This is a genomic window from Stieleria bergensis (assembly GCA_007745635.1).
GTDB classification, from domain to species: domain Bacteria; phylum Planctomycetota; class Planctomycetia; order Pirellulales; family Pirellulaceae; genus Stieleria; species Stieleria bergensis.
Genome location: CP036272.1, coordinates 5,965,960 through 5,992,035 on the forward strand (window position 1 = coordinate 5,965,960; position 26,076 = coordinate 5,992,035).

The 26,076-nt window shown below is 55.5% G+C and carries 16 protein-coding genes; 10 read left to right on the forward strand and 6 right to left on the reverse strand.

The features are described 5' to 3' along the window. The first annotated feature begins 35 nt into the window (after window positions 1-35). Together SV7mr_RS20950 and SV7mr_RS20955 are read left to right on the forward strand one after the other, a co-directional pair. Window positions 36-833, forward strand: coding sequence for a response regulator transcription factor (locus tag SV7mr_RS20950; protein ID WP_145276362.1), 798 nt, complete (start codon window positions 36-38; stop codon window positions 831-833). 886 nt (window positions 834-1,719) lie between these two features. Then, on the forward strand, window positions 1,720-1,944 hold the full coding sequence (locus tag SV7mr_RS20955) for a BON domain-containing protein (protein WP_145276364.1): 225 nt from the start codon (window positions 1,720-1,722) through the stop codon (window positions 1,942-1,944). Between the two features lie 266 nt (window positions 1,945-2,210). Here SV7mr_RS20955 and SV7mr_RS20960 read toward each other — a convergent pair whose 3' ends face one another. Then, complete coding sequence (locus SV7mr_RS20960; protein ID WP_419187711.1) at window positions 2,211-2,990, reverse strand: TIGR00282 family metallophosphoesterase; 780 nt, start codon at window positions 2,988-2,990, stop codon at window positions 2,211-2,213. Between the two features lie 448 nt (window positions 2,991-3,438). On the opposite strand from SV7mr_RS20960, the gene SV7mr_RS20965 reads away from it, so the two are divergent. The 7 genes from SV7mr_RS20965 (at window position 3,439) to SV7mr_RS20995 (ending at window position 13,813) form a co-directional block, all read left to right on the forward strand. Further along, window positions 3,439-4,728 (forward strand): glutamate-5-semialdehyde dehydrogenase, encoded by a 1,290-nt coding sequence (locus SV7mr_RS20965; protein WP_145276369.1) that lies wholly within the window; start codon window positions 3,439-3,441, stop codon window positions 4,726-4,728. A 119-nt stretch (window positions 4,729-4,847) separates the two neighbouring features. After that, window positions 4,848-7,334 (forward strand): DUF1592 domain-containing protein, encoded by a 2,487-nt coding sequence (locus SV7mr_RS20970; RefSeq protein ID WP_145276371.1) that lies wholly within the window; start codon window positions 4,848-4,850, stop codon window positions 7,332-7,334. Then, window positions 7,334-8,749: a DUF1552 domain-containing protein gene (locus SV7mr_RS20975; protein WP_145276373.1), complete on the forward strand. Its 1,416-nt coding sequence runs from the start codon at window positions 7,334-7,336 to the stop codon at window positions 8,747-8,749. The genes SV7mr_RS20970 and SV7mr_RS20975 overlap by 1 nt, the downstream gene beginning before the upstream one ends. A 28-nt stretch (window positions 8,750-8,777) precedes the next feature. Then, window positions 8,778-10,325 (forward strand): ankyrin repeat domain-containing protein, encoded by a 1,548-nt coding sequence (locus tag SV7mr_RS20980; RefSeq protein WP_419187712.1) that lies wholly within the window; start codon window positions 8,778-8,780, stop codon window positions 10,323-10,325. Between the two features lie 127 nt (window positions 10,326-10,452). Continuing rightward, window positions 10,453-11,835, forward strand: a complete 1,383-nt coding sequence (locus SV7mr_RS20985) for a Gfo/Idh/MocA family protein (RefSeq protein ID WP_145276377.1) — start codon at window positions 10,453-10,455, stop codon at window positions 11,833-11,835. Window positions 11,836-12,197: 362 nt separating this feature from the next. Continuing rightward, window positions 12,198-12,968, forward strand: coding sequence for a hypothetical protein (locus SV7mr_RS20990; RefSeq protein WP_145276379.1), 771 nt, complete (start codon window positions 12,198-12,200; stop codon window positions 12,966-12,968). A gap of 158 nt (window positions 12,969-13,126) precedes the next feature. Continuing rightward, window positions 13,127-13,813 carry a DUF2461 domain-containing protein gene (locus SV7mr_RS20995; protein WP_145276381.1) on the forward strand — a complete coding sequence of 229 codons (687 nt, stop codon included), beginning with the start codon at window positions 13,127-13,129 and terminating at the stop codon, window positions 13,811-13,813. Here the strand turns inward: SV7mr_RS20995 and SV7mr_RS21000 are convergent. Together SV7mr_RS21000 and SV7mr_RS21005 are read right to left on the reverse strand one after the other, a co-directional pair. Further along, window positions 13,763-15,853: an ABC transporter permease subunit/CPBP intramembrane protease gene (locus tag SV7mr_RS21000; RefSeq protein WP_145278814.1), complete on the reverse strand. Its 2,091-nt coding sequence runs from the start codon at window positions 15,851-15,853 to the stop codon at window positions 13,763-13,765. The two genes, SV7mr_RS20995 and SV7mr_RS21000, sit on opposite strands and share 51 nt — an antisense overlap. 100 nt (window positions 15,854-15,953) lie before the next feature. Then, complete coding sequence (locus SV7mr_RS21005) at window positions 15,954-16,706, reverse strand: ATP-binding cassette domain-containing protein (protein WP_145278816.1); 753 nt, start codon at window positions 16,704-16,706, stop codon at window positions 15,954-15,956. A 378-nt stretch (window positions 16,707-17,084) separates the two neighbouring features. Here SV7mr_RS21005 and SV7mr_RS21010 point away from each other — a divergent pair, with 378 nt between their 5' ends. Continuing rightward, window positions 17,085-18,713, forward strand: a complete 1,629-nt coding sequence (locus SV7mr_RS21010) for a tetratricopeptide repeat protein (RefSeq protein WP_145276384.1) — start codon at window positions 17,085-17,087, stop codon at window positions 18,711-18,713. 254 nt (window positions 18,714-18,967) lie between these two features. On the opposite strand, the gene SV7mr_RS21015 is transcribed toward SV7mr_RS21010, so the two are convergent. From SV7mr_RS21015 to glgA, 3 genes are all read right to left on the reverse strand, one after another. Further along, entirely contained in the window at window positions 18,968-21,139 is a 2,172-nt protein-coding gene (locus SV7mr_RS21015) for an alpha-amylase/4-alpha-glucanotransferase domain-containing protein (protein WP_145276386.1), read from the reverse strand. A 434-nt stretch (window positions 21,140-21,573) separates the two neighbouring features. Further along, window positions 21,574-23,097 carry a galactose-1-phosphate uridylyltransferase gene (locus SV7mr_RS21020; RefSeq protein ID WP_419187713.1) on the reverse strand — a complete coding sequence of 508 codons (1,524 nt, stop codon included), beginning with the start codon at window positions 23,095-23,097 and terminating at the stop codon, window positions 21,574-21,576. 971 nt (window positions 23,098-24,068) lie between these two features. Then, the gene (gene glgA / locus SV7mr_RS21025; protein WP_145276390.1) at window positions 24,069-25,553 is read right to left on the reverse strand and encodes a glycogen synthase GlgA; all 1,485 of its coding nucleotides are present in this window, start codon (window positions 25,551-25,553) and stop codon (window positions 24,069-24,071) included. Window positions 25,554-26,076 lie beyond the last annotated feature (523 nt).

The window sequence follows — 26,076 nt, forward strand, 5'->3', positions numbered from 1 at the left end:
TCTGCACAAACAACCTGGCAAACCCACGAACCGCGATGCGTGAACATATCCTTGTTGTCGAAGACGAGAAACACCTCGGCGTCGGCATTAAGTACAACCTCGAAGCGGAAAACTATCGCGTCACGTTAGTCAACGATGGCCCCACCGCGCTACGCTTAGTCGATGCGGGAAACGACAACTTTCACCTGATCATCTTGGACCTGATGCTGCCTGGAATGAGTGGCTACACGGTCTGTGAAACGATTCGTGATGCTGGAGTGAACACGCCGGTGCTGATGCTGTCCGCTCGGACACTGGCCGAAGATCGAGCACGCGGCTTTGACGCCGGCGCCAACCAGTACATGAACAAGCCATTCGAGCTGGACGAACTGCTGAGCCGAGTCAAAAACCTCTTGCAACTGGCGGCGATCGGAACCCCACAAAACAGTTCCGGCAACGCCCATAGCCGAAAACCCACTGCCGCCTTGCAAACGACATCCTTTGGCAACGTGCACGCAAATTTCCTCAACCACGAGGTCATTGTGGATGGGAAACCGGTTGCCATCACGCCCAAGCAACTTCGGCTCCTCCGTTACTTTGCCGAAAACCCTGATCGCGTGATCGGACGCAGCGAACTACTGATTGAAGTCTGGGAGATCTCCGGCAAGCTACAAACCCGAGCCGTTGACCAGACGATTGCCCAGCTGAGAAAAATCATCGAACCCGATAGCGCTGTGCCAGTCCATCTGTTGACCATTCGCGACGCGGGCTATCGCTTCATCCCAACGCCCAACGCTGCCGCAACGCCCCCTTCAGCAGCAGATCCTGAATCACCGCTCCCGCCCGAAATTTGATCCGCACGATCAAGTGCGGAAACAAAAAAAGCCCCCGGTCCAATACGAGATCCTAGGGGGGCGGAGGATAACGTTTTGTGTGGACCGGGAGCCGGTGGATTGTTGCGGTTGCCCATTTGATTTCATCAAACCGGCAACTCAGCTTGCTCTCGCATTGTGTCAAATGCACAAACTTGAAAGCAAGTGATGTTTTTGTGGAAAACGATCAATCAATGTGCGTGATTGACAAACAAAATCCCACGCTTACCCAACCGTCACTGCTCGAGAGGCAATCCGGCCAGCAAGTTGGCCCGCCTTCACTCGCAGCATCCTTGCTGCGACCCGGCGGACGCGTGCGAAATCTCATCTAGACGCCCAACGGCAACCACTGACCTGTTCCTTCAGGTTGGTTCACTCGTTGCGTTCGCAGCAAACTTGCAACACCACTCGATTACATCGAAGCGATGGTTGGCAAGCTGCCTGTGCAGAACCAAACGGCTACATCAAATCTCTCTCACCACGAAGTGTCCAAAGACTCTCTTGGCGACGAGGCAGACAATAAAGATCCCCCGTGCGCTCGGTCAAGATCGATTGAGACATTAACTAAAAAACGATGATTGTTGCTTTTCCTTTGCTAGCAAAAAACTGTTTACAGGTTGCGCTCCCGCTCTGGCAGGCCCGTGATTGCAATGCGAGCGCCACAATCTGCTGATGTGCATGCAGTGAGTGCGTGCCGGAGTTGAGCGGGGAGCGATTGGGAAGATGGCTAAACCAGCGGCAACATTTTCCTGTGGCAGGGTCTGTTTTTCAGCAAAGCCATGTGGCCAAGACGCTAACAGTGTGTGATAGTTTAGAGGCGCAACACATAACGCTTAGGTTCGCCCTTCTATCCTTTGGGTCTAAGATCATGGAATTGACAAAACCACACCCGATCGTTGATGCAGCATCGGCCGTCCTGGCCGAGAGCTCCGTTTATGAACTCAGACAACTGCGTGTGGACGAAGACAGCAACGAACTGCGTCTACACGGCGATGTTCGCAGCTTCTACCACAAGCAACTGGCTCAGGAAGCCGTGAAAACGGTTGCCGGTGACCTGCGGATCAATAATTGCTTGGCCGTCCGCGCTAAATAGCGTTGGCTGGTTGCCGAATCGAGCGACCCCATCGATGGGCGATTTGCGGCGCCAACGCTCGCCGCGGGTGATGTTCCAGAGAGCGGTGATTGACCTCGATTTGACCCCCACAGGTCTGGCTGTCGCTGATGAAAAGCCCCGCTGAGGGCAAACCTGCATCAGAATCTTTAACGGCGCCGGATCGCCCGCCAACACCGTACTCTGTCACCGATCGGAGTGTTACGGCCTGCCAGCGGGCAAACCCCAGTCGATCCAAGCCAGTCGATCTAGTGAACCACAACGCGTTTCTCAAAGCGTTCGATTCCGGTGGCGCGTCCTTCAGGATCGGCGGTCACAATGGCACCGCACAAGCGCACGTCTCCGGTGGCAACATGAAAGTGGCAGGGTTCAGCGGTTCGCGTGGTATGCGTCACGCGCTCGATGTCTCGACCAATGATGCTTTCGTAAGGGCCACACATGCCGACATCACATTGAAACGCGGTGTCACCTGGCAAGACGGTTGCATCTGCTGTGGGCACGTGCGTATGGGTTCCCAAGACGGCGGTGACTTTACCATCGAGGTACCGCGCCAAGCACTGCTTGTCACTGGTGGCTTCGGCATGCACATCGACCAGAATGTGTTCGCACTGATCGCTCATTTCTTCCAGCACTTGATCGAGCGCTGCGAACGGACAATCGACCGGCCGCATGAAGACTCGCCCCATGACGGAAACGATTCCCAGCGGTGCCCGTCCACTGCGTTTGATGATCGTCCAACGACGCCCCGTGGAACTCTCGGGGTAGTTCGCCGGGCGGACGATCCGGTCGCTTTTTTGGAGGCTGCTGAGAATCTCTTTGCGTTTGTAGATGTGATCTCCCAGCGTGACCGCATCGATGCCGCTATCGATGAGCTGATCGAACTGCTTGGGCATCAAGCCAGATCCATCGGCAGCATTTTCAGCGTTGGCGACGACATAATCCAAATCCATTTCGTCGCGGATGCGCGCGACGTTTTCCAGCACCGCGCTATAGCCCGGTTTGCCGACGATATCGCCAAGAAATAGCATTTTTAGTTCGGGCATAATCTCCGCCGAAGTCGAAGGCCGTCACTCCGCAAATGGAAAGCCGGGCCATGAAGAAAGCAGGGCCGTCTGAAAAACAGGGCCGCTCCGCAGCAAAACCAAAGCTGGTTGCCAAGACTAAACCGTATCGGCATTGACCGCCGGCGTCAACGTTCGCCCCCGGTGAAACCGGCCTGGCGGTAAAAAGCAAGCGGGCGGAAAAAGTCTGAGGGTAGGGAATTCCCGGTTCAGTCGTTATGTTTTAAGCCTTCGCGGTCGGTCTGTTCGGGTCCGCTTTGCCGGCACCTGGCTCCCGCGCGAGGCGGCTGCAATCGCCCTGGCAATCGCAGCAGTCTGGCAATCGCAGCAGCCGGGTTCAGCCCAGCGTTTGCCTTTCCCGACCCGACCGGCCAATTGAGCCCGTTGCAACATTCCCTTTGTCGCCGAAATCAACATGTCTACTGAATCTGCTCCCACGCCCACACAAGCGAACCTTTCAGCTTATTGCCGGCAAACCGCGGAACAGGCCGCCCAAGCCTCTGCTCGATTGGCAACCTTGGACACAGAGATCAAGAACACTTGGCTGACCGAATCAGCCACTGCGTTGCGTCAGTCAGCCCAGCAGATCATCGCTGCCAATCAGCGTGATTTGGAAATGGCGCCACAGTACGGCCTGACCGATGCGATGGTCGACCGTTTGCGACTGGACGAAGCTCGCATCGACGGCATCGCCTCGGCGTTAGAAGAGATTTGCATGCTGGCTGATCCAGTGGGCCAAGTGCTCGTTGGTTTCACTCGGCCCGGCGGTTTAGAGATCGTCAAAAAGCGTGTCCCGCTGGGCGTGGTGTTTTTCATTTATGAGAGCCGTCCCAATGTGACTGCGGACGCCGCAGCGATCTGCGTCAAGAGCGGCAATGCGGTCATCTTGCGAGGCGGCAAAGAGGCCATCCACAGCAGCCAAGCGATTGTCGATGTGCTGGCAAAGACTGCGGCCCAAGTGGGGCTTCCAGAACATGCCGTGCAATTGGTTTCGACCACCGACCGCGCCGCGGTTGGAGAATTCCTGTCGCTCGGTGATTTGATCGACGTTGCCATCCCTCGCGGAGGCGAAGGACTGATTCGCCGCGTGACCGCTGAAGCCACCATGCCGGTGATCAAACACTACGACGGCAATTGCCATGTGTACGTGGACCAGGCAGCCGACACAGAGATGGCAGCCAAGGTGATTCACAACGCCAAGTGCCAGCGAATGGGCGTTTGCAATGCCTGCGAATCGCTGCTGATCCATCAAGACATCGCTGCCCAAGCACTGCCGGCGATCGAAAAGGCATTAAAGCCCGAGGGGATCGAACTTCGCGCAGATGAGCTCGCGTCACAGCATCTGGATCACAGCGTCCCGGCGACGGACGACGATTGGTCCGCAGAATACCTGGGCCCGACCATCAGCATCAAAGTCGTGCCCAACATCGATGCCGCCATCGAACACATTAACCGCTATGGATCGCACCACACCGATGCGATCATCACCGCTCAACTGGCGGCGGCCAACCAATTCACCGCCGGCGTGGACAGCTCGGCCGTGATGGTCAACGCCAGCACGCGTTTCAACGACGGCGGCGTGTTCGGCCTGGGTGCTGAGATTGGCATCTCGACGGACAAGTTCCATGCTCGCGGACCATGCGGGATGACCGAATTGACCACGTATAAATATGTGGTGCAGGGAAACGGGAACATCCGCACCTAAGCGTTCGGTTACAATAGCACGATCGCTTTCCCTTGAAATTTTGGCTAGCTATCGTGATCACTTCCAGCCCGCTCCAGCCGGGCCGCCCCCGTGGCGTGCCTGGCTTCGATCGATCTTTTTTGGCGCTTCTTGGCCCATCGCTTCTTGGCCTTGCATTCGTTGCACTGGCCGGTCGCCCGACCGATGCCGATCAGCCGGCGTCGCTCAATGCGTTCAGCCAAACGTATTGCCTGGACTGCCACAACGAGAGCGACGCTGCGGGCGGATTGAACCTCGGGAACAGTGACTTCAGCCAGCTAACGGCCAACGACCTGGACGGCCGTCAGCACTGGGAACAAATCCTGATCCGGCTGCAAACCCGGCAAATGCCGCCGCCCGATGCAGAGCGTCCCGAGGAAAGTGAATACCAGCGTGTGAGCACAGCGATTGCCAGGCGACTCGATCAGCTTCATCGGCAACAGCCTCGCATTCCCAACGTTGACACCATTCGACGGCTGACACGAACCGAGTACGCCAACGTCATCGGTGACTTGCTGGACATTCAGATTGATGCCACGCAGTGGCTGCCCAAAGATGAATCCAGCCATGGCTTTGACAACATCACCGTGGGCGAATTATCTCCTGCGTTGATCCATCGCTATGTTAGCGCCGCCGAAGCCGTCAGCCGACTTGCTGTGGGCCGCCAAGGAGGCACTGCAACCGGCTGGACGATCCGCCTGCCCGCTGATTTGACCCAAGAATACCATCTGTCCCCGTTGCCGCTGGGCACCCGGGGTGGATTGAATCTGAAACACGCGTTTCCAGAAACCGGCACCTATCGCGTCTCGGTTCGCTTGACGCGTGACCGTGATGAAAAAGTCGAAGGGCTGTACCGGACTCACGAACTAGACATCTTGATCGACAACAAACGGCGTCACCGTTTTCAGGTTGAAAAGCCCAAAGGCCGCAATGATTTCACACAGGTCGATGCGAACCTGAACACGGACCTACACGTGACTGCCGGAATGCACGATCTAGGCGTGACCTTTGTCCACCAAGGCGACTCGCTACTGGAGATTAAACGCAAACCGTTTGAAGCCTCTTACAATCGCCACCGACACCCGCGTCAACAGCCAGCCATTTTTGAGGTCACAGTTTATGGACCACTCAGCCCTGGCGATCAACAAACCACAGACGGCAGTCAACCCGCAGCGACCGCGATTGCCAAGCAACCAAGCACACACTTTTCATCGACTGGCAGCCGACGCAAGATCTTCACCGCCATCCCGAAAGACGATTCCATTGAATCACAGCAGGCCGCAGCGGAAACGAACTTTCGCAACTTGCTTTTCAAAGCCTATCGGCGTCCGATCGACGACGCAGACTTGGCAGTCCCGATGCGATTGTTTCAGGAAGCTCTCAAACCCACGGTCACCAGTAGCGATGCGACGGTTACCGCCGCACCTGCGCAGTCAATCAACGGGACGCCACTGTGGCAACAACAATTCGAACGAGCGATCGAACGCGGCTTGGCGAGCATTTTGGTGAATCCGAACTTCTTTCTCAAAATCGAATCCGCAGCCAGCGACGACAAGCCAGCGCCGATCAGCAACTTTGAACTTGCCTCGCGCTTGTCATTCTTTCTTTGGAGCAGTGGGCCAGACCAACGACTGCTTGAACTGGCAGAGGCAGGCAAACTCTCTGACCGGCAACAACTGGCGGCCGAAGCGAAACGCATGCTAGCCGATCCACGCAGCGAAGCCCTGGTCAACAATTTCGCTGCCCAGTGGCTGTATCTGCGCAACGTCGACGCCGTCAAACCCGACTTGCGTTTATTCCCGGACTTCGACGAAAACCTTCGGCGGTCGATGCGCCAAGAAACCGAATGGCTGTTTCGGCACGTGATGCAAAACAACCTACCAGTGACGTCATTGATTGACAGCGAGTTTACGTTTCTCAATCAGCGACTGGCGACGCATTATGAAATCCCGGGTGTCGTGGGCAGCCACTTTCGACAAGTTCAATTACCAGCAGATTCACCGCGAGGCGGCTTGCTGCGTCACGCCAGCATCTTAGCGGTGACCTCCTATTCAACGCGCACGTCACCGACGATTCGCGGCAACTGGATTTTGGAAAATCTGCTGGGCACGCCTCCACCACCACCGCCGCCGAATGTGCCGACCATCAAGGAAAACCAACCGGGAACGGCGACAACTTTCCGAGAACAACTCGCCCAGCATCGCCAGAACGAAGCCTGCGCTGGATGCCATCGACTGATGGACCCGATCGGATTTGCACTCGACCACTATGACGCGATCGGACGATGGCGCGCCTTCAACCTGGACTCAACCATTGATTCCCAGGGCACTCTTCCCGACGGCAACGAAGTTGACGGTGTGGCGGACCTTGAGCATGCGTTGTTGCACAACCCGCAGCCTTTTGTTCGCTGTTTGGTCGAAAAATTGCTAACCTACGGATTGGGCCGCGGCGTAGACCATCGCGACGCGGCTGACGTTCGCAAGATTGTTCAACAGGCCGCCAGCACAGGCTACCGGTTTGAGGACTTGATCACGGGAATCGTCACCAGTCAACCCTTCGGATACCGAACCAAAGAGTCACTGCACTGATGTCCAAACGACCTCCATCCAAGCAAGCTCAAGCCACGGCTGCGTATGACGCCAACACGGCGACCGGGCGTCCTCTCAGACGGATAGCGCTCTCGCGAAGAACCGCCCTAAAAGGTGCCGGAGCCTGCATTGGGTTGCCGTTGCTCGATGCGATGATCCCCAGTGCCACGGCAAGTGAAAAAACCGCCGCCGCCAAACACAACTTACGCCGCTTGTCGTACGTCTATATTCCGATGGGATTCAACCCCGCCCACTGGACGCCACAAGACGAGTCACTGGACAACTTGCCGCGCAGCTTGCAGCCACTGGCACCTGTCAAGCAACAAGTGGCTGTGATCACGGGGATGGATTTACAGAATGCCTACCCAGGCTCTCATGCCACATCCAACAGCGCGTTCTTGAGTGCAGCCAAAGCAAAGCTGACCGAGAGCAGCGATTACCGACTGGGCACCACGGTCGATCAGATTGCTGCCAAACAGATCGGCCAGCACACCCAGCTACCTTCTTTGGAACTGTCGATGGACATGCTTTCGACCGTCGGCCAGTGCGACAATGGCTATGCCTGCGTGTACCAAAACAATCTTTCCTGGTCTTCACCTACGACGCCACTGCCTGCCGAAGCGCATCCGCGATTGGTCTTTGAAACCCTCTTCGGTGACGGGGGAACTCCACAGCAACGCGCCGCCAGCTTGCGTGACCGCGCCAGCCTGTTGGATTCCGTGGTCGGTGAAATCAAGCGTTTAAAGTCTCGTGTGGGTTCACAGGACCGTGAGCGAATCGATCGTTACTTAGAAAGCGTCCGTCAAGTCGAGCAACGGATTGCCAAAGCCGAAGCCAACGCCATGGATCATCCGCTGCCGGACCTCGATCGACCGGTCGGCGTGCCTGCCGCGTATCGCGACCACGCGCGGCTGATGTTCGACTTACAACTGCTTGCCTTTCAAGGTGACATCACACGGATCACGACATTTCAACTTGCACGTGAAGCCAGCACGCGAAGCTATCCTGAAATCGGAGTCGCTGATCCCCACCATCCGGTGACTCATCATGGCAACAATCCGACCAAGCTAGAAAAGGTCGCGAAAATCAACCAGTACCACGTTTCCTTGTTTGCTGAGTTTCTGCAGAAGCTGCAAAACACTCCCGAGGCCGACGGCAACCTACTGGATCACTCCTTGCTAATGTACGGCAGTGGCATGGGTGACCCTGACCGGCACGACCACAGCAACCTGCCTGTGATTGTTGCCGGTGGTGCAGCTGGCAACCTGCGAGGCGGACGACACATTCGATACGATTCGCCGGAGCCACTGGCCAACCTGCACTTAACACTCTTGAACAAAGTGGGTGTTCCACTGGAAACCTTTGCCGACAGCACAGGAACCGTGGATCAGTTGTTTGACCCGGTTTCTCTCTAGCGGTAGCCTCCCTGCGATGAAGACGCACATGAACACTCGCCGCTGGTGGATCACCGTTTGGCTTGGCCTATGCCTAGCCATCCTTTCACAGGCATCATTGACAACCCTCTGTTGTGATGCACAGCAGACCATCTCGAACACTGGTTCAATCAGTCCCCTGGCGGACGCCATTGAACAGCAAGACCATGCGTTAGCAAACCGCTTCTTGCAGCAAAGCGATGCGAAACAACTGCTTCAACAAAAGCAAGCCGACGGCATGACGGCTTTGCACTGGGCCGTGCAACACGGAGACATCCATTGGGCCAAGCGTTTACTGGCTGCAGGAGCCCCGGTTGACGCCGCGACCGAGTATGGCATCACGCCGCTTTGGATTGCCTGCTCGCAAGGGCACACATCGATCGCCGCTGAACTGCTGCGTTCCGGTGCAGACGTTGAACGAACGCATGTTGGCAACGTGACCTATTTGATGCTGGCAGCCAAGCAGGGCAGTGCTGATTTGATCGACAAGCTGGTTGAACAGGGCAGTGATCTTGATGCACAACAACGCAGCGGTCAAACGGCCATCATGTGGGCGGCGGCATACGGCAATGCGGACGCGGTCGGCCGACTTGCCAAACACGGAGCAGATCTCTCTGTGACCACCGGCTCCGGCTTCACTGCCTTTCATTTTGCCTGCCGACAAGGCTGCACGGAAACGGCGATGTTGTTCTGTGATTTGGGCGTCGATGTCAATCAACCGATGAAGCCCAAGAATTCGTCTGGTCGCAACCCACGCAAAGGCATGACGCCGTTGATGCTGGCGGTCGAAAGCGCACATTACGAACTGGCCCTCAAACTGGTCGAACAAGGTGCCGACCCCAATGATCAATCCAGTGGATTCGCGCCGCTCCATGCACTCGCCTGGGTTCGCCGGCCACAAAAAGGTGACAACCCTGAAGGCGACCCACCTCCGCGAGTCACAGGCGATCTCTCTGCGTTGCAATTTGTCAAGGCATTGGTCGACAAGGGCGCCTCTGTCAATCTACCAGTGAAACGAGGCAGCACGCCCAAGGGACGACTTGGCACCCGAGGTGCAACGCCGTTCTTACTGGCCAGCCAGACCTGCGACCTGCCGCTGATGAAAACACTGCTAAAACTTGGTGCGGATCCAACCCTGACCAATGCAGACGGCTGCACGGCATTGCTGGCGGCGGCCGGGATTGGAAATCATCACGTTGGAGAACATCCAGGCACCGCCGCGGAAATTCGCCAAACCGTCCTCTCGCTCCATGATTTGGGACTGCAAATTAATCATGTCGATGACAATGGTGAATCGATCATGCACGCCGCCGCGTATCGCTTGTCTCCGGAAATGGTTTCACTGGTAACAGAACTTGGCGCCGATCCAGAGATCTGGGATCGTAAAAACAAGTACGGCTGGACGCCGATGCTGATTGCCATGGGCCAGCGTCCAGGTTCCGTCAAACCCGACCCGGCCACCATGAAAGCCATTTATCGGGCGCTCGGCCCACGAGCCAAACTGCCCCGCGACGAAAAACTGACCGGTCCCCAATGGGAATCACTCGACAAGCCGTGAATCCCAGCCACTCACGCTTGATCGCCAGCGTGCAACTCCCTCACCTGGTGAAAACCGACCGGATCACAGAACTCATTTCAACTACAATCTACCCCTCTCACACCTACCCCTCTCACACCTGCCTACCATGATCGAACCCATTGCCAACACATCAACGAATCGTCGCCAAGTGATCAAACGTGCCGCCGTCGCATCGTCGGCGCTGGCGATACTGCCAGCGACGGCACAGGGCGCCGTGGCTGCCAACGACAAACTGAATCTTGCTGTCATTGGTTGTGCAAACCGTGGTGCGGCGATTGGATCAGAAGCCGTTCGTCATGAATTGACTCAGTGTGTCGCCTTGTGTGATGTCGTTCCGTCTCGCGCCGAAGGCTTCAAAGGCAAGATGAAAGGTCAATGCGATGATGCAGTGATCTTTGATGACTTTCGCGAACTGTTTGAGAAAATGGGCGATCAGATCGACGCCTGTACGATTGGCGTTCCTGATCACGCTCACTTTCCGATCGCGATGTTAGCCATGTCGATGGGCATTCATGTCTATGTGGAAAAACCACTGGCTCATACCTTCGAAGAGTGCGAGTTGTTGATTGCCGCTGAAAAGAAGTATGGCGTGAAGTGCCAAATGGGTAATCAGGGACACTCCAGCGGTCAGCGTTTGCAATTTCAATCGTGGGTCGAGAATGGGGTGATCAAGAATGTTCGCCGCGTTGATGCTTGCATGAATAAGGGACGGCGCTGGCATCCTTGGGGCGACATCAAAGACTTCCCCCAAGCTGAGAACATGCCTGCGGGAATGAATTGGGACGTCTGGGCGGCAACGGCGCCCAAACGAGCCTACAGCGGAAAATACGATCCAGGCAACTGGCGCGGCTGGTATGACTACGGCAACGGAGCATTCGGTGACTGGGGGCCACACACCCTGGACACCATTCATCGCTTCCTTGAACTTGGCTTGCCGCATACGATTCGTGCCGAAAAGATCGAAAAGCCAAACGACTACATCTATCCGCATGGAACAACCATCGCATTCGACTTTGCCGAACGCGGCCCCAACATGCCTGAGATGACGATCAATTGGTACGACGGCGTAAAGAATCGTCCACCGACCGAAGAGGGAGTAAATATCCCTGCTTGTGGAAAAGCCATTTATAGCGATGACCTGACCTTCGTCGGCGGCACTCACTCGGGGTCGCTGAAAATCGTCGGCGGCAAAAAGCAAGCCGAAGCCAGTGCGAACTTGCCCAAGTCCGCCACCAGCGAAACGTCGACCAATCACATGGACAACTTCCTGAAGGCCGCCGCCGGATTAGACCCGTACTGCAATTCATCGTTTGCAATCTCCGGGCCTTTGACGCAGGTCTTCATGCTCGGTTGCATCGCCCAGCGTCTGGGCGATGACTTAAAATTCGATACCAAGACCAGACAGATCACCAACAACGCTCGCGCCAACGAACTGCTGAAGGGGCATCCGCCACGCAAGGGATGGGAAAGCTATTACAAGCTCGCCTAACCAGGCTTGCAAAAGACGCACGAAACTGCTTTTCCATCACTTGGCAATCAATGATCGACGTGAATCAGAAACCGGTGCATCTAAACTCCACTGCTTTGAAGATCTTTGAGTCCGGTGGTGCGGAGGCGGAAAATCCACGTGATTGCGGCCCAAAGGTGGGCTGCGATTTCAGTGGCGCGTGCAAGCACGGCACCCTACGGACCCAGTCCCGGTTCGATGAAATCGCGATTGCCCAGAGAAAACCCGGGGAAACGCAACATCAACCAAAATGCAAACATGTTCAAAGCAGGAAGCCAAACTCCCTGAAGCAGACGCTCTTGTGGTCGGGGATATTGCTTTGGATCGCCTGTGCGCCGACCTCCGTGTGGTCACAACCCCCACCGGAATCTGCTGAGGCATGGCGACACAACCGGCTAAGTGCGCTCACACAACGACTTGCCGGAGAGACCACGGCATCCGGTCGTGCGGAAATCCTGGCTCGCCGAAACTGGCTGACCGACTGGAAACCGGGACAGATGCAGAGTGTTCGCGCTGAGCAATCCAAACGCGATCAACTTCAGGAAGAACCGCGACTTCGCAAGCTGCCAAGACCCGCTGGATTTGCCGCCAATGACTGGTTGCAAGCGATCGAATTGCAAACGCGATTGCTGGCCATTGACACACGAGAGCTGCGCAAGGAGAACTTGCAGCGGACGATCCCGCTGGCCAATGAACTCGACGGCCTGCTGTCTCGAAAACTCTCGCCGGAACTTCAGACGCTTGAAACGGAGGCCGGTTGGTCGCTGGCCTTCACGCGCTATCGGCTAACGCGTGCACTCGCCTATCGCGAACTGCCCGATGTCATCGATCGGTGGCCAATCCAACATCAACAGCGTTACGAATCTCAATTGCAGGCTGCCTATCAACGCCTGATCGAGATCACCAAAAAACAGCGCCATGAATTCATCCTGATCGATGATCGCATGCTGCGCCGCGCAGGCGATCGAGGCCGCGCGTTAGAATTATTGGAGGCGAATCGAGACTACATTGACGCCAAGTGGTATATAAAAAAGCGGCGTGACCTGCTGAAGGAACTCGGCTGGGATGCGCCTCATCAAGAAGCCGCGCGTTTGTACGAACCCTATGACGACTAACGCGATGAAGGTTGCAAAAGAAACGCTGGCTCGGTGCTGTGGATGGATCTAGAACGGCAACCATTGCGTCAATCGATCCATGGCCAGCGGCAAATAGGAAGCGCCATGGTGCAAACACTCATGACGGATGAATCATTAACGCAACCGCGCCAAACTCCATGAAGACACCCTACTTTAGTGAAGATCTGTTTCAGTTCCTGGCGGAGCTAGAAGACAACAACAACCGGCCCTGGTTCAATGAAAACAAGCCGCGTTACCGTGAGCAGATCATTGATCCGGCCGTCGCCTGGCTTGAAACGCTGCAAAAGCCACTTGCTAAAGCAGCCCCATTGATCGTTGTCAAAGCAAAAGGATACGGTGGATCGATCATGCGTGTTTACCGAGACACGCGATTCGGAGGCAACAAGAATCCCTACAAAACAAATGTCGGCATCTCACTTCGTCACGAGTCTGCCGCTGACATCCATGCACCGGGACTTTACATCCACCTGGAAGTCAATGAATGCTTCTTCGGCGCTGGATTGTGGCGGCCATCGGCACAGCCACTGCGTCAGATTCGCGAAGCGATCGTCAACAACCCTGCGGTTTGGAAACGAGCCAAGAATGCCAAGCGATTCCGCGATGCCTTCACCATCGTGGGCGAGTCTCTGAAGACGGCTCCTCGCGGTTACCCCAAAGACCATCCGCTGATCGAGGACTTACGGCGAAAGGACTTCATCGCGGTGAGCCCTCTTAGCTTTGATCAAGTCACCGGCAGCGACCTTACCGAGACGATCATTGGCCTGGTCAAGGCATCACGCCCCTGGATGAACTTCCTGTGTGACAGCGTCGGACTTGACTACTGAAGCGACATGCACGATCAGCAATCCAACGATCGTGACAATCACTAACGGGATCAGCCAACTCATTGGCAAGTGCTTGCTTTCACCGTCGGTGGACCCCAGCCAATCGAGCTGGTCACGATACTTGCCGATCGTCATCAGCAAGCCGTTGTACGAGAAGTGAGCAACGATTCCCGGCCAAATGCTCTGCGTCTTCCAAGCAATCCAGCCGAGAATAACGCCCATCGCTGTGGTGGGCAGAAAACGCTCGGGCAATAGCATGTTCCCAGTGACAACATGGAACAAACCGAACACCAAAGCGGTGACAAAAATCAATCGCCATGGAGTCATCAAACGCTTCAGAGCGGTGAATAAAAATCCACGAAAACAAAACTCCTCCACAACCGCTGGCGTCAAAGCCATGGCAAACAATAAAATGACCAGCGGCACATCTTGTAGCTGACGGGCGGTTTCCTTGGCCTGAGCGATCTTCTCGTCATCCAAGCCACGGATGCCCATCGCATCAGCCAGCAAAAACAACTCCTGCATCACGCCCCAAGCACCAATACCAACCAAAACAGCACCCACGATGGAGAGTGCCGAGGGTGACTTGAGCTGGTAAGTGGTTGATAACTGACATCGATTGAAGCGAGCAACCAACCAAGGAAACAAACCAAACGCCAAGATCAACGCCAACGCACTGAGCAGCAGTTTATTAGCCAACGACAATTCCAAGGTCGTACCAAATTGCACCAAGAAGTTGCTGGACAAGTAATACAGAGGGACCAGCAACGCCAGTGTCATCGCAGCAGCTTGGGTTGTCGGCACCAACTTCATGTTAGCGGGACGCGTGAACAAACCCGCGATACTGGCACCACTGGTCCGGCTCACGGCGTCACCGCCAAACAGTTTCGCCGCGATCGAAATCGCTGCAAACGCGTAACCCACCGTGGAAATCACCGTCAGCATCGCGGGCCCAGCCTGAGCGGTGCCTTGCAAGACTTCGCGAGCGAGCAGCACGATGTTGACCAGCGGTGCAATCGCCATTGGGCCACTTAATGTCACGCCCGGCATCAGCGACAAGACACCGGGAGTCAAGGAGAGCAACATGATCGGAATCAAGTAAGCCTGAGCTTCCTTGAAGGATCGAGCATAGCTGGTCAAGGACAACAACACCGCGGCAAAGAAGCCACTGAAGAGCACCAACAAGCCCAAGATTTGCACCATCGCCAGCCATGGCAACCCATCCTCTTGGCCCGTCACAAGTGGCAACAATTGCGACGCCCAAAGCGTCATGAACATCGCAACCAAGTTTGCCAGTGCCGTCAGCAAGGCCACCGTTACCACCGCAACGTACTTTGACAGCAAGATAGACGATCGCGGCACGGGGGACGCCATCAACGCTTCCATCGTGCCTCGCTCTCGCTCGCCTGCGGTCAAATCGATCGCGGGATAAACAGCACCGGTAATGGTCATCAAAACCAACACCAGTGGAATCACCGTTCCCAGAGCAGAGGGAGCAGCTGGCTCGCCGATCGAAGCGAGCGTGACTTGAGCAGGCGGTTGATACTGCTCCTGGGCCTGCTTGGCGACTTCCTCCGCCAACGCCAGACGCAGCCATTCCAACCGCTCAACAAGAATCCGACGCGCTCCTGCACTGCCCGCATCGCCTTCGTAACTGGTTAGCTCCAGTAGCGGAGGCTGACCAGCGGTGACCTTCGCCGCCAGATCGATCTCGTTGTTTTTCAAACTCTGGAGTGTATCGTTGCCAGCTTCACCGGAAAACAAAACCTTAAACTTTGCCAGCTTCCCATCGCTGGCATTTAAAATCTCTTCTGGTGGCTGACTGCGTGGATCCTCCAACCAACGCAATAATGTTTCGCCTTCGGCCTCGGTATCAACGCCGATCCGATACGCTGTTTCTTCTGAAGCGCCAGCGGCGTAGTTGTACAAAAACCGATTGAACGCCATCCCCAGCAACGGATACAACAGCAATGGCATCATCACCAACGTGATCATCGTGCGACGATCGCGCAGCGTTTCCAACATCTCTTTTTTGCACATCCGCAGCAGGCGTCTGCTTGATCGCAGCGAGACACTTGTTTTGGAAACCGACGTGGATTCGAAAGACGGAGAGGAATCAGAAGTCTGATCAGTATTGGGTTCACTCGACTGCGACACTACCTGCTCCGTCCCCGATTAAGTCCACAAAGATATCTACTAGGTTCTGACGTCCGGTTTCATCGCGCAGTTGCTGCATTGATCCACAGTGCTTCAACTGACCGTTGTGCAACAGACCAAACCGATCACACAAACGCTCCGCTTCGTCTAACCGGTGCGTGCAAACGACGACTGCTTTACCAGCGTCGCGAAGGATTTCCATGTATTCAAAAATCGTTTGCACACCCACAACGTCCAACCCCCGCGTTGGCTCATCGAGCAACATCACCGGGGGATCATGAATCAGCCCACGCACCAGCGTCACCCGTTGGCGCTGCCCGGTGCTCAAGACGCCCGCGCGGCGGTCCAACAAATGCTGAATGTCCATTCTGTCGGCGAGGTGTTCACAGCGCTCACTGGCCAGCGCTGCATCAACGCCGTAGAGATCGGCGAAATAGAGCAGCATCTCGCGAACGGTCAGCCAAGGGTAAATTCCATCGCTGGCGGAAACGAATCCTAACCGGCTTTTTACCGCAATGGGTTGATCAGCGGTACGAAAGCCGTCGACAGATGCCCATCCGCCATCGGGATCAAGCAAACCCAAAATCATCCGCACCGTGGTCGTTTTGCCAGCCCCATTGGGACCAAGCAACCCGAAGACCTCCCCCCTAGCAATATTGAACGAGACACCATCGACTGCTGTCATGGTGGTGTCACCGACCTGAAAATGCTTGGTGAGCGATTGAACTTCTAGCATTGCAAAGAGAAGGCAGCAGTGAAACAAACCTGGAAACCAGCGGCGATAGAGCCACACAATCGAGGGAGACACACCCCGCCGATCTCATGCTACGAAAGCGGCAAGACATTCGTTCACCCGTTCAAGCAAACGAAAGGCAAATGCACCATCCATCGATGGCATTTTAGTTGCTTTCGTGAGGAATCCTTGGGGTTTTCGCTGTGCGACTGCTTTCTCGCCTGAGATAATTGGGGCCTGAGATGACAGGAGCCAGCCCAAAGGGGTGAGTCATCGACGCGTGCTGGCGAAGACGGTCCAACGCAGTCACGCCATGGCCGCACTGAGAACCTGCTTGCATCGACGCCCGACAACCAACGCCGCAACTGCCCGAGCCAAAACTTGTCCGATCCTCAAGACCCTAACGAAGTCCAAACAGCGGATGAGCGCACCGTTCCAACGGTTCCCTTCGCCGGAGCGGACTTGCCATCGGATCACGACCGGGCGACCAATCACCGTTCAACGTCTCGTACCACTGAATCCGAATCGCATCGCTCTGTTTTCCCCATAATGGCTGGCAATCCTGATCACGATCCACTCTGGACTGATCTACAAGCGGATGATCATGAGAACATCGATACCGATGCACGATCCAGTGACCCAACAGCGGCCACTCAAGCGTCAGACTTCACCGGCCTGCGTGTTGCGTTGGTGGGACGGTTTGGTGGCATGAACCAAACGCAGGCTGCCAACGTGCTGCGTTCCTTTCAGATGGAAGTGGTGGAACTTCCACGCAAAGTCACTCGAAAACCCTTGGCGAAGCAACCCTCAACCGCATCCCCTGAAACGCAAACACCCCCAACCCACCATCACGCTGAGCCACCAACGCTGGAAGCATCAAGCGACACAACAAACACGCCCGGCCAACGCGCCATGAACACGTGGGCCGATTGCCTTGACTGGGTTGTCGTTGGCGCCGATCAACCGCTGATCAGCCAGCAAGAGCTCCTGCCGCAAGACGTGATTGAAGCTGCCGGACGCGGCGACATTCAACTGTTACAAGAAGCCGAGCTCTGGCAGCGACTAGGATTGGTCGACATTGACTGCCAAGTCCGTCGCTACCAAACGCCCGCGATGTTGGCGGATCTCTTGGGCGTGTCCGTCCGCGTGATCCGTCGTTGGCATCGGCTGGGACTGATCACACCGGCAGCCATGCTGCACAAACTGGCCTATTACGACTACACCGAAGTCGCCACCGCCAAACGCTTGGCAACCTGGATTCAATCCGGCGCCGATGCTCGGACGATTGAACGCCGCTTGTCTGAACTGGTCGACGTCCTGCCTGATATTCAGCGCCCGTTGGATCAGTTATCGATTTTGATCGAAGGCAAAGAGGTGCTGCTAAGGCATGGCGACGGACTGGTCGAAACGGGCGGTCAGTTACGGTTTGACTTTGAAGCCATGCTACCGCCAAGCGAAGGCGATCGGGAACGGTTCGCCGAAACAGCGGGCCAGTACAACGTGCTGGCATTCCCTCCGCCAGGGAGCCCGCCGATGCTAATCCAACAGCCAAGCATTCCCCAAGATCCGTTGATGATCGCTGCCTATGACGCAGAAGATGATGACGACTTGGAAACGGCCATTGAAATCTATCACACGATCCTGAGCCGCGATGGAGCACGAGCTGACATCAGTTTCCAAATCGGCGAACTGCTATACCGCATGAATCATTTGGTGGCCGCAAGAGAACGCTACTATCAAGCGATCGAACTTGATCCCGACTTTGTCGAAGCACGCGCAAGCTTAGGTGCCGTGCTGGCTGAACTCGGGCAAACTCACCTCGCCGTCGCCGCCTTGCGTGGCGCCCTGTCGTTGCACGAAGACTACGTCGATGTGCACTACACCTTAGCCAGAACGTTGCAACGCAGTGGCGAATCAGAAGACGCCTTGAAGCACTGGAAACGCATCGCCGACCTCGCTCCAGAATCCAACTGGGCCGATGAAGCCGCCCAGTATTTGGACCTGCCATGATGCATCAACCGCGACCTAGCAAGAACCGCAGCAATCGCTAAAGCAGCTAATAAGAACGGTGACTGAACTCTCCCGCTTGCGGGAGAGTCGAGCCTAAGCGAGGTGAGGGTGAAAGGGGTTGGCTACGCCAACCGCAGGCAACTGCAAAGACAACGCTCCCCTGCAGGCCATTGACACAAACGCAAAGCGAAAGAGCATTACCGCGAATGAAACCGCAGCAATCGGTGACGCAGCCGTGACTCACAGGACCAGCGTTACAACTGCAGGACTTCCTGCTCTTCTACGACCTCAGAGTCTTTGACGCAGCTGGATTGAATCTCCAGTTTGACGCCCCAGCGACCTTCTTTATCACCTTGAATCAACCAGTGAGGTTGAACGCAAACGCTTTGGTGAACGAGTTCAAAGCCACCTTCACTTTGGCTAACGGTCTCGACGGGGAAGGCCCAGAGATCACTTGGCTGATCGATTGACAAACCAACATCAATTCCCAACCAACGATCAGAAAGCGAAAGCTTCTGGACTTGCTTGAGATCCAACCGCGTGCCCAGTTGGCCAAGCACTTGACCATCCTGATCACTGAAGTATCGATCATCGGCACCAGACGGCAAGCCCGCAAAGTTTAGCTCAATGCCAAAATGGAACTGCTGATCCTGAGGCAAATTTTCAAGCATGTAAGTGACTTCAATGGTCTCGCTTCCAGCAACCATCGTGACCGCTTTGGTCAACACGATTGGCTGGCCCCAGGCGTTGCCTTCGCGTCGCATTTGGATTTGCACGCGATCGTTGCCACGTCGTAGCTTTGTTTCGAATGGCAGTTCAACAAAATCACCTCGCTCGATGGCCTTGCCATCAGCCGCGTCTGCCAGCGTTGCCTCGTTGTCGTAAAAATGATCCATCAAGCTTTTGCGAGCATAGCGATCATACTGCAAACGCTGATCCAAGCCCTCTTGCTTGAAGACCACACGATCGTGAATGCTAGCCACGTCGTCACCATCATTGCTGGGGCCTGTCTTGACCTTTTCGTGATAGCTTTCAGGACGACGTTGCAACGTGGCCAGCAGATTATGGCTAATCTGACGCACATCCATCTCGTAAATTCGCCCACCACGACCGGGCGCGATCCAGAGGCAAAGCTTGTTGTTGCTTAACCGCACTTCCTGGAGCCCATCAAAGTTGTAGTCATCCGCAGTGGCATGAACGGTGGACGCAAAGTCACCATTGAGATGCAACTCGGAAAGCAAGTTGTCGGCGGTGATCAAGTGATGGTAAATGGCATTGCGCAGGTGTGGCAAATAGATCCCACCAAAGGCGCCATGCCAATACGGGCAATTGCACTGGCCGTTGTAAAGCTGGTCACGAATCGGCTCCAGCTGGTGCGTGGGCACTCCAGACGCCTCGGCCTCCGACAAACGTCGACTGACGTCCATCATCCGAGCGTACATCTCGTTGGCTTCATCGTATTTAATTTTGAAGTTACGCCAGTAACCACCACTGACGAACCGTTTCAGGTCTTCCCAGCGAGCGTGGGATCCCATTTCATGACTGACATCATCAAGCAACACCTGCGCGGAAACCGGCAGCGACCACTCAGTCATTTCTCGATAGCTGCAATCGGGCAGGTAAACCTTGCCGACCGGTGGTGTCTTCTCAATCGCGTTTGAAATCGTCGTCGTGTTCAACCACTCTGCATTGTCCGTCAATGCTTCAAACAAAGATTGCAACCAACCATCATCGTAAACGTGTGCTTTGGTATCGGGCCAGGTACCAAACTTTTCGCCATCGTCACCAAAGGTCAACACGGCACCGGGCGCGCGCTCGGCCACTTGACGACAGTAATCAATCGTCGCCGCCACAGGCTGGAATGGAATGGTGTATCGCAGATGCTCCGATCCAGGAAAGATTCGTAGCATGCGGCCTTCATCTTCGGCAATGTAATAGCCCGTGAGCTGTTCGTTTTCCAAACCGGCTGCGCGGAAGTGATAGTCATCCAAGATGGTGTAACCCATGCCCGCATCAACCACATCACGAGTCAGCGCCGACTCCCAGACGCGCTCCGGCATCCACATCCCCGCCGGCCGCACTCCCAGGTGCTGTTCCAGCCAGCGACTGTAAGTTTGAATCTGTCCCACACGATCGCGACTGGGCAACATCGTCATGATGGGCTCCGACAACGGCCCACCGACAATCTCAACCCGTCCCGCTTCGACCAACAAACGCAAACGATGCAGGTACTCGGGATGCCGCTCCGCCAACCAAGTCATCAACGGGCCGGAAGTGTGCAGCGAAATCGCCAGCTTCTCAAAAGGCTCAAACACGTCCAGGAAAGGTAGGTAGCTGTCCTGGTAGGCCTGCTCAAAAACGCCGTCAAAGTTACCAACTGGCTGGTGGTTATGGAGAACCAAGCAAAGGTGTACGTAGGGGGACATAGTGAAGCAATCTTCGTCGAATGAAAGACAGGAAATGTCTAGAAGTCTTTGACTGGAATTGTACGAAACCAAAGGCAGTTGCCGAGTGGTCATTACGGTGGGAATCTGCAGGTTAACACCAGCAAATGATGAACCCCCGACCACATAGTCTTCGCAGTTTACGCAGTGCCCCCGGATCTCCAGTTCCAACGCGCGCCAACCTCACCTGCGAGCGGTATCCGAGCCAGCCCAGGCAGCCAGCATCAGGCCACGATTTTGCCTCCCGGCGGAGGACACTCTGGCAGGCACCAACATTTCAACCGAGATCATGCTGGCTGCGGAACACCCGCACGCACCATCAGTTCACCGCCAAAGCCGGCCAGGCGAAGCAGACCCCCCAAAGTGCGCAACAACACCCGGCAGCCATTGGAGTCGATTCTCAACCCGCCAAGGCGTTAGAAAGAGCGGGGGTCTTCCTGCTTAGCAAGATGCCGATATTGAGCGGCGGCAACTTCGGGCAGCAGCGAATTGATCATGCAATCGCTAGCCCATTCGAAGCCGGCAACCTTGGTCAGCCGTGGAAAGACATCCAGCGACCATTGGAACGCTTCGGGCTGTGTGGAGGCAGCCGGACAGGTGTTGAGCAGGTAGTTATAACCTTTGCCTGGAAAGGCTGATTCCACCCAATGCAAGACGCGCTGCAGAAAGCTTCCAAGATGATCTAACTCGGAATCATCAAAGGATTCAAAGTGTGGCTGATGCTTTCGGCTCGTGATGCGAATCATGCCCGCATGCTTGCTGGCATAAGGACAGAACGCGAGCAATGAATCAGTCTGATCAATGATGCGATCGCCTTCCTGCAATTCGGCGCGGACCAAGTCGCAACCCAGGCAACAACCGGTCCGAGCGTGATGGCGTTGGGCAATGGCTAACTGAGCAGCGATTCGGCTGGGAACAAAACTCGTGGCAACTAACTGGCTATGGTTGTGTCGCAACGAAGCACCAGCTTCACGGCCACAGTTTTTGAACACACTCAGGTACTGAATGCCGGGGTGCCCGTGCCAGTGGGAGATTCGTTGTCGATAAGCAACCAGCGTTGCAAAGACAGCCGACGCATCAACATCTAGCAACGAACCCGAGTGGCAGGCATTCTCGATGATGACTTCGTGAGCGCCGACGACCGCCTTGCGTGGGAACAACGGATTGGAATCCGCCACGGCTCCCGAACCTTCGAACATCGCACTGACGGCAGGAAACTTGTTGGGAACAACTCGCACGTCCCAACCGACCTGTTCACCGTCAAACACGTTCAACACTGGGCGTGAAAGCCGAGTGTCGACACCGAAGACACCAGCGTTTTCAGCGCGACGATCCGACTGATCGATCCTGGCCGACCAAACCGCCTGGGGTGTCTGATTTTCGCTTCCATAACAGAAAGGGCAGCTCGGATCTGACTGCTGCTTTGAATCTCGCCCCTGTTGAGCAGAACTTTCGATCTGTTCAATGGACGCATAATCATTGGGACGTTCATCACGACAGGTGGCGAAGATCGTCCAATCACCGGTCAATAAATCTTGCCGCGTCTGTGAGGTGGCACGCCTGACGACCGGCTGCTGACTCACGACCCCAGACTGTTTACTGCCAGGTCTAGACAGTTGTTGGTCAGGGCCGGGATCGACCCTGGAAACCGGATTGACCCGAAAGCCAGTTGCAGCCTGTCGTCCAGGCAGAGCGATCTCTGTATCGTTATTGCTCATCAAGCGGGTCTCGCGATCTTCCTCCTGTGACTCGGCAGTCTGCCCGAGACTCAAGTGAAAATCGGCAGCCGCCTCACGCGAGGTCTCTTCCGGTCTACTGATCGGAGGGAAACGGTCATCGCCGGGCTCAACCATTCCGTGCAGTTCGTTCGTTCCCACTTCGCCTGAAACACTGGCAGCTGTGCTCCAGCGATCAACTGGGCGCATTTGCACGCGCGACATTGCAACACGTTTTGATTGGGATTCGCTCGTCTCTGCCATCTCGTCCTGATGCTCACTCTGGATGCAATCATCACTCGGCGACTGCGATCGGGCAGTCTCAGAGGTTGATTGCAATCGTTCACAGCTGTTTGTGGAAGAATTTGTCAGAGCGGTCGCATCACCGACGCACTCAGGCAAACTATCACGGTCCGTTACCGATCGTTCGCTGGAACGCGAAACAGCAGACTCAGCCTCGCGTCCAAGGAGAAGTCGACCCTGGGGAGCTTGAGGACCAATCTCTTGGCCCTTTGTGTTTCGTTTCTGAACCATTGCATTGCACCACAATGGACGCTGTAAAACCAATGCCATCAAATGGCAGAATTACAGTGCAAATAACGTTCCTAATTTCCTTCCAAATCCACCTATCCTTCATCAAATGCCAACACAGATCGGTGCTAGCGCCAAACGTTGCTCAACCTGACTGCCCCTCAGGCCGCGCATTCCCCCCTTCTTATCACAGCAACTCACCCGCTTCTTGTGCTCACGTCCGCATCGAATGGGTGCACGGGTTCGCCAGAGCAGGGTCTTTCGACTCACGTGCCATCGGAACAGTGCCATCGGTAAGCATTAAAAAATGAATCCCGATGTAATTTTTCTTCGACGTGCACGCTGCCTGAACAAAGTGCCTAAACGAGGTGCAACCTGCTTGATCGGCTAGCAGTTTTGAAGCGACGCGAACCGAAAACTCACAGGCAAATGCCCGTTTCAACGCAGTCGATTGACGCTTCACTCACCTCTACGAACACCAGCGAGCGCATGATGGCACGCTTACAATCGCACTGTAGAAGCTTCCGCATCGGTCGTCAAAGAGTGATGTGTCACCGTTCCGGCAGGTTGGTTGCCGCCGGGTAGTGTAACACTTTCAAGAGAAATACCAGACCGCAGAGCAGCAAAGCGCAGAAAACGCTTCCTGTCGCTCCGCGAGGGCACCATCAGCGACTGGCTTTAAGGGAAACCGCCTCTTCATAAAGCGCCTGATACTGGGCAGCACTTTGCCGCCACGACGAATCTTTCCTCATGCCCCGCAGCACCAAATCCTGCCAATTTTTTTTCTGATGGTGCCGCATGTTCAGTGCTCGGCCGATTGCCTGATCCAGCCCTTGCGGGGTTTTCTCTGGCAAATGAAATCCAGTCGCCGTCTGGTTGGCAACGTTCTCATCGCTGGCATCCACCACCGTATCGGCCAGTCCACCGGTCGCTGTGACAACGGGAACGGTTCCATAACGCAAGCTATAAAGCTGGTTTAGCCCACAAGGCTCATAGTGACTAGGCATGACAAACAAGTCCGAACCGGCTTCGATGCGATGCGCCAAAGCATCGTGAAAACCGATGTGAGCGGCGACTTGCTGAGGCGCTTGCTCGCATAGGTTTTTGAGCTCGTATTCCACCCAGGGATCACCGCTGCCGAGAATGATCCACTGGGTGGGGCGTTGTTCTTGGACATGCTGCTTGATCACGGGCAAGATCAAATCCCAGCCCTTCTGTTCAGCCAATCGACCGACCAAACCAATCATTGGCACGTCGTCATTGAGTTCCAATCCAAACTCTTCCTGCAACGACCGCTTGTTACCTACTTTGCCAAACTGCCAATGCTCGCTGTCGTAGCGCATTGGCAACTTGACATCACTCGATGGATCCCAAACCTCAACGTCGATCCCGTTGGTAATCCCCACCACTCGTCCCTGACGCGCCGAGAGCACTCCATCCAAACCACAACCGTGCTGTGGGGTTTGAATTTCTTTCGCATAACGCGGGCTGACGGTGGTGATGAAGTCGGCCGCGTTCAAGCCAGCCTTCAAAAAGTTCACCTGACCGTAGAATTCACAGTCGCTATGAAAGTCATTCCAGTCCAACCCACTAAGCGGGAACAACTCCGCGGGGAAGACTCCCTGGTACGCCATGTTGTGAATCGTCATGACGGAGACCGGAAAGCCCAATTGCTGTGCCAACTTTGGATTGGATTTCAGCAACAAAGGGGCCAGACCTGACTGCCAATCATTGCAGTGCACGACGTCCGGTGCTTGCTCCAGTCGCAACATGGCTGCAATCGCAGCGCGACAAAAGAACGTGAACCGTTCGCCATTGTCGTGGTAGTCAAACCCTGACTCGCCATACAACGCAGGACGATCAAAGTACTGCGGTTGATCGATCAGCCAAACATCAACCTCGCTGCCGCCAAGCTTGGCATGCAGTAATCGACCGCCAACCAATTTGTCGGCTGACAACGGAATGGCAAAGCTAATGTCCGTAGGCTGGATGTCGATCCCGGAGCGTTCAACGCCACGAAAGGCCGGCATGATGATCGAGCAACGATGCCCAAGTCGCGAAACCTCAATCGGCAAGGCGCCGCAAACATCAGCCAACCCTCCCGTCTTGGCGAAGGGAACAACTTCGGATGTCAAAAAAACGATGTTCAAAACAGGCCGTCCTTGTCAATCAAGGCATCATAAATCAAAGCGGTGGCAATTCCACGCGCGGGCGGAAGTGTGATCTGGAAGACGATCGCTGAAAACCCAAGCAGGATGAAAAACGGCAGCAGTGCTCGCCCAGTTGCGGGGACAACCCCGGCGGTCAAATCACTCCGTTGCTGAAAACAGACGTTCCCAAAATCATGACTACTGATAGTTTTCCACCTGCCTAAATGTTTTTGACCCGCATTCGGCCAAGCAACGCAAATTGCTGCCGCATCGGGACCGGCGATCTCATGCAATGCACATGGCACATAACACTGCAACAACCGGGCCAATTCACACAATCCAAATAGCCAACTCAATCCCCCACGTCTGCCTGTGGACGCGCTCGCTAAACGAACGCAATCCCACTCCAGCGTCACATCGCGCCTGCTAGACGCCCCCCCCCACACCTCTCGTGACCCTGCCAAGGCTTTTTGGGCTGCACGGCACACTTAATGGCCGACGCAGCAACCAGATTCACCTGGAA

What these genes read in the sequence shown, in the direction of transcription:
- SV7mr_RS21015 (WP_145276386.1), bottom strand. Translation starts at nt 21,139, where the DNA reads ATGTCCCCCTACGTACACCTTTGCTTGGTTCTCCATAACCACCAGCCA.
- SV7mr_RS20950 (WP_145276362.1), top strand. Translation starts at nt 36, where the DNA reads ATGCGTGAACATATCCTTGTTGTCGAAGACGAGAAACACCTCGGCGTC.
- SV7mr_RS20960 (WP_419187711.1), bottom strand. Translation starts at nt 2,990, where the DNA reads ATGCTATTTCTTGGCGATATCGTCGGCAAACCGGGCTATAGCGCGGTG.
- SV7mr_RS20995 (WP_145276381.1), top strand. Translation starts at nt 13,127, where the DNA reads ATGAAGACACCCTACTTTAGTGAAGATCTGTTTCAGTTCCTGGCGGAG.
- SV7mr_RS21000 (WP_145278814.1), bottom strand. Translation starts at nt 15,853, where the DNA reads ATGTGCAAAAAAGAGATGTTGGAAACGCTGCGCGATCGTCGCACGATG.
- SV7mr_RS20985 (WP_145276377.1), top strand. Translation starts at nt 10,453, where the DNA reads ATGATCGAACCCATTGCCAACACATCAACGAATCGTCGCCAAGTGATC.
- SV7mr_RS20965 (WP_145276369.1), top strand. Translation starts at nt 3,439, where the DNA reads ATGTCTACTGAATCTGCTCCCACGCCCACACAAGCGAACCTTTCAGCT.
- SV7mr_RS21005 (WP_145278816.1), bottom strand. Translation starts at nt 16,706, where the DNA reads ATGCTAGAAGTTCAATCGCTCACCAAGCATTTTCAGGTCGGTGACACC.
- SV7mr_RS20955 (WP_145276364.1), top strand. Translation starts at nt 1,720, where the DNA reads ATGGAATTGACAAAACCACACCCGATCGTTGATGCAGCATCGGCCGTC.
- SV7mr_RS20975 (WP_145276373.1), top strand. Translation starts at nt 7,334, where the DNA reads ATGTCCAAACGACCTCCATCCAAGCAAGCTCAAGCCACGGCTGCGTAT.
- SV7mr_RS21020 (WP_419187713.1), bottom strand. Translation starts at nt 23,097, where the DNA reads ATGTCGCGCGTGCAAATGCGCCCAGTTGATCGCTGGAGCACAGCTGCC.
- SV7mr_RS20980 (WP_419187712.1), top strand. Translation starts at nt 8,778, where the DNA reads ATGAACACTCGCCGCTGGTGGATCACCGTTTGGCTTGGCCTATGCCTA.